Source organism: Pseudomonas batumici (genome assembly GCF_000820515.1).
In the GTDB taxonomy this organism is placed as follows: Bacteria; Pseudomonadota; Gammaproteobacteria; order Pseudomonadales; family Pseudomonadaceae; genus Aquipseudomonas; species Aquipseudomonas batumici.
In genome coordinates this window covers 146,027-156,286 of sequence record NZ_JXDG01000064.1, presented here as the reverse complement: position 1 = coordinate 156,286, position 10,260 = coordinate 146,027, and the positions used below count along the sequence as shown (strand labels likewise).

Sequence of the window (10,260 nt, the reverse complement as noted above, 5' to 3'; positions counted from 1 at the left end):
ACCCATTTGCTGACTGAAGAAGGCATCGCCTACCTGTACAAGGCGCGATCCCTGGAAGAACGCCAGGCCATGATCGCTGCGGTGGCGGGTGTCACGGCCATCGGTTTGCGGCATAACCCCAGGGACACGCTGCGGATGCGTCGCGAAGGCTTGATCGCCTTGCCTGAAGACCTGGGTATCCGGCGCACCGACGCCAGCCGCGAACTGCTGGCGGCCAAGAGTGTGGCCGACCTGGTGGAATGGTCGGGTGGCCTCTACAACCCGCCCGCCAAATTCAGGAGCTGGTAAATGCACGCCTTCAATCTGCAAGCCCAACCCCTGTCCCTGGCCGAGCGCCTGGCGGACTTCGCGGTGGAAGCGCTGATCGACGAAGCCGACCTGTCGCCCAAGCCGGCCTTGGTGGACCGACGCGGTAACGGTGCGCACACCGATCTGCATCTGGGCCTGATGCATGCCTCGGCGTTGTCGCTTTGGCCGATGTTCAAGGAGATGGCCGAAGCGGCGCAAGGCATGGATAACGTCGGCGACATGACGGAAAACACCGGCCACTGTAGGAGCGAGCTTGCTCGCGATGGTGGTCCAGGCGCCGCGGGGTATCAGGTTCCCCGCGTTATCGTTGACGCCCATCGCGAGCAAGCTCGCTCCTACAGGGAGTTGCGTGAAGCGCTGGGCCGCATTGGTCGCGAAGGCGAGCAGGTGATGCTGCAGACCACCTGCGGCGTGAATACCCATCGCGGGGCTATCTGGGCCTTGGGGCTATTGGTGGCGGCCGCCGCGCTGGACCCTCGCTCCGTGACCGCCAATGCCCTGACCCTGCGCGCCGCGCGCCTGGCCTTGCTGGAAGACCGTTACGCGCCCAACAGCACCAGCCACGGCAGCCAGGTCGCGCAACGCTACGGTGCTCGCGGTGCCCGTGAAGAGGCACAGCTGGGCTTCCCGGCGGTGACCCGCCTCGGCCTGCCGCAACTCCAGCGCAGCCGGCTCGCCGGTCACGGCGAACAGAACGCCCGGCTGGATGCCTTGCTCGCGATAATGACCACGCTGGCCGACACCTGCGTGCTCTACCGCGCCGGCGTGCCCGGTCTGCAGGCCATGCAACAGGGCGCCCGCGCCGTGCTGGAGGCGGGCGGCAGCGCTAGCCTGGCCGGACGGCGCTGCCTGCATGAATTGGATCAACAGCTTTTGGCGATGAACGCTTCACCGGGGGGCGCGGCGGATCTGCTCGCCGCCTGCCTGCTGATCGACCGCCTCGAACAGGAAGCCTTGTGATGGAAAAATTGTCCTTTGAATTCCCCGCCGGGCAACCGCCCAAAGGCCGGGCACTGGTGGGCTGCGTCGGCTCGGGTGACCTGGAAGTGTTGCTGGAACCCGGCCATCCCGGCACGTTGTCGATCCAGGTGACGACCTCGGTGAACGGCAGCTCCGCCCGCTGGCAACACTTGTTCGAGCGGCTGTTCGACGGCCAGTTGCCGCCTGCGCTGAGCATCGCCATCCATGATTTCGGTGCCACCCCCGGTGTGGTCCGCTTGCGCCTGGAGCAAGGTTTCGAGGAGATCGGCCATGACTGACAGCGAGCGTTTGTTGCACAAGCACAGCTTCGTCGAACTCGGTGCTCGGCAGCGGGCACGGGCCTTGCTCGATCGCGGCAGTTTTCGCGAGTTGCTCGACCCGTTCGCCCGGGTCATGTCGCCTTGGCTCGAACGCCAGGGCGTGGTGCCCCAGGCCGACGATGGCGTGGTGATTGCCAAGGGCAGCATCGACGGCCTGCCGGTGGTGATCGCCGCCATCGAAGGCGCGTTCCAGGGCGGCAGTCTCGGTGAAGTGGGCGGCGCGAAAATCGCCGGCGCCTTGGAGTTGGCTGCTGAAGACAACCGCAACGGCATTCCGACCCGCGCCGTGTTGCTGCTGGAAACCGGCGGCGTGCGTTTGCAGGAGGCCAACCTGGGGTTGGCGGCCATCGCCGATATCCACGCGGCGATTGTCGATCTGCGCCGTTATCAGCCGGTGATCGGCGTGGTGGCGGGTAGCGTCGGCTGTTTTGGCGGCATGTCCATCGCGGCGGCGCTGTGCAGCTATCTGGTGGTGACCCAGGAGGCCCGCCTGGGTCTCAACGGCCCGCAGGTGATCGAGCAGGAGGCCGGGCTGGACGAGTACGACTCCCGTGACCGGCCGTTTATCTGGAGCCTGACCGGTGGCGAGCAGCGTTTCGCCAGCGGCCTGGTGGATCGTTATGTGGCCGATGACGTGGTGTTGATCCGGCAACAGATTGCCGAGTTGCTGGAGGCCGGTTTGCCCGATGTGCAACGCAGCCGGCAGGCGGACTGGTACCTGCGACGGCTGGCCGAGCTGGATGCCGAACCTCAAATCGATCCGGCCACGGTACGCCGTCTTTTCCAAGGAGATCGCCCATGAGCGCTTATTCCCTGCGCGGTTTGCACTGGTTCCAGGCGCTGGCCTCAGGCGCTGACGAAGTGTCCGGCCTGCCGCCTTCATTGAAAGTGGCGGATGGCCAACTCGCTGGCCAGCCGGTGCGCTTTCTGGCGGTGGTGGCCGATCCGGCCAATCGTTTTGTCCGTGCCCGCAACGGCGAGGTCGGGCTGCTGGAAGGCTGGGGCCTGGCCAAGGCCGTGGACGAGGTGATCGAGGCCGACAGCGGACGGACGGACAAGCGCGCCCTGGTCGCCATTGTCGATGTGCCGAGCCAGGCTTACGGCCGTCGCGAGGAAGCCCTGGGGATTCACCAGGCCCTGGCCGGCGCGGCGGACAGTTATGCCCGCGCCCGCCTGGCGGGGCATGCGGTGATCGCGCTGCTGGTGGGCAAGGCCATGTCCGGGGCCTTCCTCGCCCACGGTTACCAGGCCAATCGGCTGATCGCCTTGCGCGATCCCGGAGTGATGGTCCATGCCATGGGCAAGGCCTCGGCGGCGCGGGTGACCCTGCGCAGCGTCGAAGAGCTGGAGGCCCTGGCCGCCAGCGTGCCGCCGATGGCCTATGACATCGACAGCTATGCCAGTCTCGGCCTGCTCTGGAAAACCCTGGGCGTGGAGCAGATCGAACAGCCTACGGCGGACGATCTGGCGCGGGTAGAGGATTGTCTGGTCGAGGCCGTTCACGATGTGGCGGGCAAGGGCACGGACTTGAGTGGACGCCTGGGCGCGAGTAATCGGGCGGCGTCGAGCCGGGTCCGGCAACTGTTGCGTGAGCAGTGGTGAGCCGCGATGCGCGCTGACGACGAGTTCCTGCCGCACGACCTGCTCTGGGGGCTGACCCCGGCGCAGTTGCCGAAGGAGGCGCCGGATTGGGTGGCCGAGGCGTTGAGCCTCGGCCAGCCGGTGGTGGTGCGCCGTGCGCTGACGGCGTCGGATCAGGTGCCGGTGGGCGTGCGCGGGGTTTTGCGTGAGCAGCGTTTCGCCACGCTGATGCCACGGGCGTTGGTCGAGCGTTGCGTGCGGCCCGAGGCCCTCATCGACATTGAAATCTGTGCGCAAGACTGGCCGGCCTTGCAGGCGCTGAATTACCTGCGGCCGTTATTGAAAGCGTCGGGGCTGGTCTGGGGCGTCAGCGGCAGTGCCGGTTTCGAGTTGGCCAGCGGCTTGCCGACCCTGCATCAACAGAGCGACCTGGATTTGATTCTGCGCGTGCCGCAAGCGTTGTCGCGCCGTCAGGCCAATGGCTTGCTGCTGCAACTCGACAACCCGTTCTGTCGTGTCGACCTGCAACTGCAAACCCCGCTGGGCGCGGTGGCGCTGGCGGAGTGGGCGGGCACGGCGCAGCGAGTCTTGCTCAAGCAGGCCAGCGGCGTTCAGTTGGTGCTCGACCCCTGGAATGCCCTGGAGCGAGTGGCATGAGCAGCCTGCTGGTGTTTCCCGGCCAGGGTGCGCAGCAGCCCGGCATGCTGCAGCGCTTGCCTGATGCCGCGATCGTGCGTGACTGCCTGCGCGAGGCGAGCGATGTGCTGGGCGAGGACGTGGCGTTGCTGGATACGCCGCAAGCCCTGGCCTCGACCCGGGCGGTCCAGCTTTGCCTGCTGGTGGCCGGTGTGGCCTGTGCGCGGCTGCTGCTGGAAGACACGACGCGGCCGGCCTACGTCGCCGGCTTGTCCATCGGGGCCTACCCGGCGGCGGTCATGGCCGAATCACTGGACTTCAGCGATGCCCTGCGGCTGGTCAGCCTGCGCGGCGAGTTGATGCAACAGGCTTATCCACAGGGCTACGGCATGACCGCCCTGATCGGGTTGGAGCTGGCGGCTGTGGATAAGTTATTGGCCCAGGCGCACAGCGAACGTACACCGGTCTATCTGGCGAATATCAACGCCGATAACCAATGCGTGATCGCCGGAAGCGACGAGGGTATGAACGCGCTGGTCGCCCTGATGAAGAAGGAGGGTGTGGCCCGGCGCCTGGCGGTCAGCGTGCCGTCCCATTGTCCGCTGCTGGACGAACCGGCCCGGGTACTGGCCGCCGCTTTCGCCAAGGTGTCGCTGCAGGCACCACGGCTGGGCTACCTCAGCGGCAGCAGCGCGCGGCTCCTGCGTAACGCTGAACAGATCCGCGATGACCTGGCGTTCAACATGCGCCGGCTCGTCGATTGGCGCGGCACCGTGCAAAGCGCCTATGAGCGCGGTGCTCGCCTGCAGATCGAACTGCCTCCGGGTTCGGTCCTGACCGGACTGGCGCGCCGGGTGTTCGAGCAAGGCACCGTCATTGCGTTCGACGGTGCCCGGCTGGACAGCCTCAAGGCGTTGCTGGATGAGGAGGGACGCCGTCACCGATAAACACCGGCTGCTGCTTCGAAGGACAAAAACAACAACTTCGACAATGCGATATGAGGACAACAAGAATGATTATCTACGGTGTGGCGCTGTTGGCGATCTGTACGCTGGCAGGGGTGATTCTGGGTGACATGCTGGGCATGCTGCTGGGCGTCAAATCCAATGTCGGCGGGGTCGGGATCGCGATGATCCTGTTGATCTGTGTCCGTTTGTGGATGCACAAACGCGGCGGCCTGACCAAGGACTGCGAGATGGGCGTCGGTTTCTGGGGCGCCATGTATATCCCGGTGGTGGTGGCCATGGCGGCCAACCAGAACGTGGTCGCGGCGCTGCACGGCGGTCCGCTGGCGGTGCTGGCGGCGGTGGGTTCGGTGGTGGTCTGCGGCTGCACCATTGCCCTGATCAGCCGGACCCATAAAGGCGAGCCTTTGCCGGATGAGCCGGTAGCGCTCGCACCGACCTCCACCGTTGCGGGAGGTCGCTGATATGTGGGATCTCATCGCAAAGGACCTGGGACAGAATTCGCTGATAACGGCATTCGCCGGTGTGGGCGTGGTGATGTGGGTGTCGGTGGTGTTGTCCAAGCGCCTGACCTATGGGCGGATCCACGGTTCGGCGATTGCCATCGCGATCGGCCTGGTGCTGGCGTGGATTGGCGGTACGCTGACCGGCGGGCAGAAGGGCCTGGCGGATGTGGCGCTGTTTTCCGGCGTCGGGCTGATGGGCGGTGCGATGTTGCGTGACTTCGCCATCGTCGCCACGGCCTTCGAGGTCCAGGCCACCGAGGCGAAAAAAGCCGGGCTGATCGGCGCGCTGGCGTTGCTGCTGGGTACGCTGCTGCCGTTCATGGTCGGGGCGAGCATGGCCTGGGCCTTCGGTTATCGCGATGCGGTAAGCATCACCACCATTGGCGCCGGGGCGGTGACCTACATCGTCGGGCCGGTGACCGGTGCGGCGATTGGCGCGAGTTCCGAAGTGGTGGCGCTGTCGATCGCGACGGGGTTGATCAAGGCGATCCTGGTGATGGTCGGCACGCCAGTGGCTGCGCGCTGGATGGGCCTGGACAACCCGCGTTCGGCGATGGTGTTCGGCGGCCTGGCGGGTACGGTCAGCGGTGTGACCGCCGGGTTGGCGGCGACGGATCGGCGGCTGGTGCCCTATGGCGCGTTGACGGCGACCTTCCACACCGGGCTGGGCTGCCTGCTTGGGCCTTCGGTGCTGTTCTTCGTGGTGCGCGGCCTGGTGGGCTGAGTGACAGCCCGCTCGCCACAATAGACCTGCTTCAAGTCAACCTGTTGGCATACATCCGGCATTCCGCCAGGAGCGCCAACAGGTTGGGGTCACGCTCCTTGGCCTTGAGGAACACCACGCCGATATGCTGTTGCAGGCGGTAGCGCGCCTGCAGGGGGATCAGCTTCACCCGGTTCTCGTACACCGCCGCAATCCGCCCCGGCAGCAAGGCATAGCCGACGCCGGAGCTGACCATGCTCAACAGCGTGAAGATATCGTTGACCTGCATCGCCACCTTCGGCTCGAACCCGGCCTGCTCGAACACCCGGTTGCCATCCCGGTGGGTGGCGAAGCCCTGGGTCAGGGTGATGAAGGTCATGTCCCGCAGGTCCGCCAGGTCGACTTCGTCCTGTTGGGCCAGCGGCGAGTCGACGGGGGCGGCCAGGAAAATATCATCGGAAAACAGTGGCAGGTGCTCGCAGTCCGGATCGTTGGTGGTGTCGTCCAGCGACACCAGGATCGCGTCCACTTCCATGTTCTTGAGCTTGTAGAGCAGGTCGAAGTTCGAGCCCAGGATCAGGTCGATATTGAGCTCGCTGCGGCGGATCTTCAGGCCCATGATCAGTTGCGGCACGGTCTTCACCGTCAGCGAATAGAGCGATCCGAGCTTGAAGCGTTCGGCGGAGAAGCCGGCGGCCTCGCGGGTCACGCGGATGCTCTCGAGGACGTCCTGGATCAGTTTCTGCGCGCGTTCTTCCAGCACATAGGCACTTTCCAGTGGCGTCAGGTTGCGCCCTTCGTGCTTGAACAACGGGCAACGCAGGGCGTTTTCCAGGGAGTGGATGGCCCGGTGCACGCTGACGTTGCTGGTCTGCAACTCGGCCGCCGCCCGCGCCAGGTTGCCGGTGCGCATGAAGGCCAGGAACACCTCCAGTTTTTTCAGGGTCAGCTCTTCGTCGATCAGCATGGCGCGGGCTCTTTTTCGAATGCCCCCGATTGTGCCCAAGTCCTGGGGTTTTGGCTGGGGCTTTTTCGGAGTGGCATTGGGTTACCATGCTGCGCAGTCCAAGCCATCTGAAGTCGAGCCCGCTCGCCACAGGGGACGGCGCGTCATTCTATTTTCTGTAAGGGGCGGTCTTTTTTTCTTAATCTATTGGGCGCCATATTAGTGGGCGCAGTTGTATCGACCAAGCGGGGTAGGTGGCAGATGTATCACGGGGAACGATTCAACGCCTGGACCCATCTGGTGGGGGCGATGCTGGCGTGTATCGGGGCGATCTGGTTGTTGGTGGTCGCGAGCCTGGACGGCAGTGCATGGAAGATCGTCAGCGCGGCGATCTACGGCGTGACCCTGTTGTTGCTGTACAGCGTGTCGACGGTGTACCACAGCGTTCGCGGACGGGCCAAGGTGATCATGCAGAAGCTCGATCACCTGTCGATCTACCTGCTGATCGCCGGCAGCTACACGCCGTTCTGCCTGGTGACGTTGCGCGGGCCCTGGGGTTGGACGCTGTTCGGGATCGTCTGGGGCCTGGCGGTGATCGGCATGCTGCAGGAGCTCAAGCCGCGCTCGGAAGCACGGATCCTGTCCATTGTGATCTACGCGTTGATGGGCTGGATCGTGCTGGTGGCGGTCAAGCCGCTGCTCGCCGCGCTGGGCACGGCGGGGTTCGTCTGGCTGGCGACCGGCGGGGCGCTGTACACCCTGGGGATTATCTTTTTTGCGCTGGATTACCGGCTGCGGCATGCCCATGGGATCTGGCATCTGTTCGTGATCGCCGGCAGCGTGCTGCATTTCGTGGCGATTTTCTGGTACGTGATCTGAGGCCACGATCCTACGGCTAACACGGACTCCTGTAGGAGCCGGCTTGCTGGCGATGAGGCCCGTGAGCCTTGCATCGCCTGATCGGCCGCTATCGCCAGCAAGCCGGCTCCCACAGGTTTTGCGGCGTCCTGAAGGGCGGGGGTATCAGAAATCGCCCCACAGCTGCTGGGCCACCGCCAAGGCCACCACCGGCGCGGTTTCGGTACGCAGTACCCGTGGGCCGAGGCGCGCCGGCAGATAACCGGCTTGCGCGGCCAGGGCCACTTCGCTGTCCGACAACCCTCCCTCCGGTCCGATCAGGAACGCCAGTGTCCCCGGCTTGGGATGGCTGGTCAGCGGTTCGGCCACCGGGTGCAGCACCAGCTTGAGCTCGGCCTCGGTCTGTTTCAGCCACTCGGCCAGCAACAGCGGCGGATGAATCAGCGGTAGCGTCGAGCGGCCGCACTGTTCGCAAGCGCTGATCGCGATCTGTCGCCAGTGGGCCAGGCGCTTGTCGGCGCGTTCGTCCTTGAGACGGACTTCGCAGCGCTCGCTGACGATGGGGGTGATTTCGCTCACGCCCAGTTCGGTGGCTTTCTGGATTGCCCAGTCCATCCGCTCGCCCCGGGACAGGCCCTGACCGAGGTGGATGCGCAGCGGTGACTCGGTCTGCCCGGCGAAGCTTTCCGTCAGTTGCACGCGCACGCGCTTCTTGCCGACTTCCAGCAAGGTGCCGAGAAACTCCGTGCCCGAACCGTCGAACACTTGCAGCGCATCGCCCTCGGCCATGCGCAGTACGCGTCCGATGTAGTGGGCCTGGGCCTCGGGCAGCTCGTGTTCGCCGAGGCTCAGGGAGGCGTCGATAAAGAAGCGGGACAGTCGCATTTGCAGTCTCTGTTGAAAATCGTATTCGAGGCGGTTGACGGTGGCCTTGTGGCGAGCGGGCTCGCCACACAGGTCTTCATTGTCCGCTAGCCCGGATCACGGAAATCCGGATGGAAATTGGCCGGCACCGCCACGCTGATATCGCTGCGGGTAGCGATATCGATGCCTTCGCTCGCGACTTCAGCCAGGAAGTCGATCTGCTCCGGGGTGATGACATACGGCGGCAGGAAATACACCACGCTGCCCAGCGGACGCAGCAAGGCGCCGCGTTCCAGGGCGTGCTGGAAGACCTTCAGGCCACGGCGTTCCTGCCAGGGATAGGCGGTCTTGCTCGCCTTGTCCTGGACCATTTCAATCGCCAGGGCCATGCCGGTCTGGCGGACTTCGGCGACATGCGGATGGTCCGCCAGGTGCGCGGTGGAACTGCCCATCCGCCGGGCCAGGGCCTGGTTGTTCTCGATGACCTTGTCCTGCTCGAAGATATCCAGGGTCGCCAGGGCCGCCGCGCAAGCCAGTGGATTGCCGGTGTAGCTGTGGGAGTGCAGGAAGGCCCGTAGGGTCGGATAGTCGTCGTAGAACGCGCTGTAGACGTCTTCGGTGGTCAGGCACGCCGCCAGCGGCAGGTAGCCGCCGGTCAGCGCCTTGGACAGGCACAGGAAGTCCGGGCGGATACCCGCCTGTTCGCAGGCGAACATCGTCCCGGTACGCCCGAAGCCGACGGCGATTTCATCGTGGATCAGGTGCACGCCATAACGGTCGCAGGCCTCGCGCAGCAGCTTGAGGTAGACCGGATGGTACATGCGCATGCCGCCGGCCCCCTGGATCAGCGGTTCGACGATCACCGCGGCAACGCTGTGGTGATTTTCCGCCAGGGTCTGTTCCATGGCCGCGAACATGTTGCGCGAATGTTCTTCCCAGCTCATGCCTTCCGGGCGCAGGTAGCAGTCCGGGCTGGGCACCTTGATGGTGTCCAGCAGCAGGGCCTTGTAGGTCTCGGTGAACAGCGGCACATCGCCCACCGACATCGCCGCCACGGTCTCGCCGTGATAGCTGTTGCTCAGGGTGACATAGCGCTTCTTGTCCGGCAGGCCGCGGTTGAGCCAGTAATGAAAGCTCATCTTCAGTGCGACTTCGATGCAGGACGAGCCGTTGTCGGCATAGAAGCAGCGGGTCAGGCCGTCGGGCGTCAGCTTCACCAGGCGTTCGGACAGCTCGATGACCGGCTGATGGCTGAAACCGGCGAGGATCACGTGTTCGAGCTGGTCGACCTGGTCCTTGATGCGCTGGCTGATGCGCGGGTTGCAGTGACCGAACACGTTGACCCACCAGGAACTGACCGCGTCGAGGTAGCGCTTGCCGTCGAAATCCTCCAGCCAGACGCCTTCGCCGCGCTTGATGGGAATCATCGGCAGTTGCTCGTGATCTTTCATCTGGGTGCAGGGATGCCACACCACCGCGAGATCGCGTTGCATCCACTGGTTGTTCAGGCTCATTTCCATTCTCCGGGCGGTTGTCCGCGACGCCGGCGGACACACAATCGCGCAAGCCTATGCAATGCGCGGCCGCAGGA

Annotated in this window: 13 protein-coding genes; 10 read left to right on the top strand and 3 right to left on the bottom strand. The window is 65.0% G+C overall.

The window, feature by feature from the left end; all coding sequences use genetic code 11:
* The 9 genes from UCMB321_RS25405 to madM form a co-directional block, all read left to right on the top strand.
* The coding region (locus UCMB321_RS25405) for a malonate decarboxylase subunit alpha (protein ID WP_209437190.1) at window positions 1–288 on the top strand (288 nt) is incomplete at its 5' end.
* The gene (locus tag UCMB321_RS25400; RefSeq protein ID WP_040069736.1) at window positions 289–1,269 is read left to right on the top strand and encodes a triphosphoribosyl-dephospho-CoA synthase; all 981 of its coding nucleotides are present in this window, start codon (window positions 289–291) and stop codon (window positions 1,267–1,269) included.
* Window positions 1,269–1,568 (top strand): malonate decarboxylase subunit delta, encoded by a 300-nt coding sequence (locus UCMB321_RS25395; protein ID WP_040069734.1) that lies wholly within the window; start codon window positions 1,269–1,271, stop codon window positions 1,566–1,568. Before UCMB321_RS25400 ends, UCMB321_RS25395 begins: the two co-directional genes overlap by 1 nt.
* On the top strand, window positions 1,561–2,412 hold the full coding sequence (locus UCMB321_RS25390; RefSeq protein WP_040069732.1) for a biotin-independent malonate decarboxylase subunit beta: 852 nt from the start codon (window positions 1,561–1,563) through the stop codon (window positions 2,410–2,412). The genes UCMB321_RS25395 and UCMB321_RS25390 overlap by 8 nt, the downstream gene beginning before the upstream one ends.
* Window positions 2,409–3,212, top strand: coding sequence for a biotin-independent malonate decarboxylase subunit gamma (gene mdcE / locus UCMB321_RS25385; RefSeq protein ID WP_040071419.1), 804 nt, complete (start codon window positions 2,409–2,411; stop codon window positions 3,210–3,212). The genes UCMB321_RS25390 and mdcE overlap by 4 nt, the downstream gene beginning before the upstream one ends.
* A gap of 6 nt (window positions 3,213–3,218) precedes the next feature.
* Window positions 3,219–3,848, top strand: a complete 630-nt coding sequence (locus UCMB321_RS25380; protein WP_040071418.1) for a malonate decarboxylase holo-ACP synthase — start codon at window positions 3,219–3,221, stop codon at window positions 3,846–3,848.
* On the top strand, window positions 3,845–4,774 hold the full coding sequence (gene mdcH, locus UCMB321_RS25375; protein WP_040071417.1) for a malonate decarboxylase subunit epsilon: 930 nt from the start codon (window positions 3,845–3,847) through the stop codon (window positions 4,772–4,774). The genes UCMB321_RS25380 and mdcH overlap by 4 nt, the downstream gene beginning before the upstream one ends.
* A gap of 65 nt (window positions 4,775–4,839) precedes the next feature.
* A complete protein-coding gene (madL, locus tag UCMB321_RS25370) occupies window positions 4,840–5,256 on the top strand; it encodes a malonate transporter subunit MadL (RefSeq protein ID WP_040071416.1) in 417 nt (138 codons plus the stop codon).
* Window position 5,257: 1 nt separating this feature from the next.
* Window positions 5,258–6,022 (top strand): malonate transporter subunit MadM, encoded by a 765-nt coding sequence (madM, locus tag UCMB321_RS25365; protein ID WP_040071415.1) that lies wholly within the window; start codon window positions 5,258–5,260, stop codon window positions 6,020–6,022.
* A gap of 31 nt (window positions 6,023–6,053) precedes the next feature.
* Here the strand turns inward: madM and UCMB321_RS25360 are convergent, their stop codons facing one another.
* On the bottom strand, window positions 6,054–6,968 hold the full coding sequence (locus UCMB321_RS25360) for a LysR family transcriptional regulator (protein WP_040071414.1): 915 nt from the start codon (window positions 6,966–6,968) through the stop codon (window positions 6,054–6,056).
* Between the two features lie 240 nt (window positions 6,969–7,208).
* Here UCMB321_RS25360 and trhA point away from each other — a divergent pair, with 240 nt between their 5' ends.
* Window positions 7,209–7,826 (top strand): PAQR family membrane homeostasis protein TrhA, encoded by a 618-nt coding sequence (trhA, locus tag UCMB321_RS25355; protein WP_040071413.1) that lies wholly within the window; start codon window positions 7,209–7,211, stop codon window positions 7,824–7,826.
* Window positions 7,827–7,970: 144 nt separating this feature from the next.
* On the opposite strand, the gene UCMB321_RS25350 is transcribed toward trhA, so the two are convergent.
* Window positions 7,971–8,690, bottom strand: coding sequence for a 16S rRNA (uracil(1498)-N(3))-methyltransferase (locus tag UCMB321_RS25350; protein ID WP_040071412.1), 720 nt, complete (start codon window positions 8,688–8,690; stop codon window positions 7,971–7,973).
* A gap of 86 nt (window positions 8,691–8,776) precedes the next feature.
* Window positions 8,777–10,183 (bottom strand): adenosylmethionine--8-amino-7-oxononanoate transaminase, encoded by a 1,407-nt coding sequence (locus UCMB321_RS25345; protein WP_040071411.1) that lies wholly within the window; start codon window positions 10,181–10,183, stop codon window positions 8,777–8,779.
* Between the last annotated feature and the right edge of the window lie 77 nt (window positions 10,184–10,260).

Coding starts and splice junctions, on each gene's coding strand:
- UCMB321_RS25400 (WP_040069736.1), top strand. CDS start 289: ATGCACGCCTTCAATCTGCAAGCCCAACCCCTGTCCCTGGCCGAGCGC.
- UCMB321_RS25395 (WP_040069734.1), top strand. CDS start 1,269: ATGGAAAAATTGTCCTTTGAATTCCCCGCCGGGCAACCGCCCAAAGGC.
- UCMB321_RS25390 (WP_040069732.1), top strand. CDS start 1,561: ATGACTGACAGCGAGCGTTTGTTGCACAAGCACAGCTTCGTCGAACTC.
- mdcE (WP_040071419.1), top strand. CDS start 2,409: ATGAGCGCTTATTCCCTGCGCGGTTTGCACTGGTTCCAGGCGCTGGCC.
- UCMB321_RS25380 (WP_040071418.1), top strand. CDS start 3,219: ATGCGCGCTGACGACGAGTTCCTGCCGCACGACCTGCTCTGGGGGCTG.
- mdcH (WP_040071417.1), top strand. CDS start 3,845: ATGAGCAGCCTGCTGGTGTTTCCCGGCCAGGGTGCGCAGCAGCCCGGC.
- madL (WP_040071416.1), top strand. CDS start 4,840: ATGATTATCTACGGTGTGGCGCTGTTGGCGATCTGTACGCTGGCAGGG.
- madM (WP_040071415.1), top strand. CDS start 5,258: ATGTGGGATCTCATCGCAAAGGACCTGGGACAGAATTCGCTGATAACG.
- UCMB321_RS25360 (WP_040071414.1), bottom strand. CDS start 6,968: ATGCTGATCGACGAAGAGCTGACCCTGAAAAAACTGGAGGTGTTCCTG.
- trhA (WP_040071413.1), top strand. CDS start 7,209: ATGTATCACGGGGAACGATTCAACGCCTGGACCCATCTGGTGGGGGCG.
- UCMB321_RS25350 (WP_040071412.1), bottom strand. CDS start 8,690: ATGCGACTGTCCCGCTTCTTTATCGACGCCTCCCTGAGCCTCGGCGAA.
- UCMB321_RS25345 (WP_040071411.1), bottom strand. CDS start 10,183: ATGAGCCTGAACAACCAGTGGATGCAACGCGATCTCGCGGTGGTGTGG.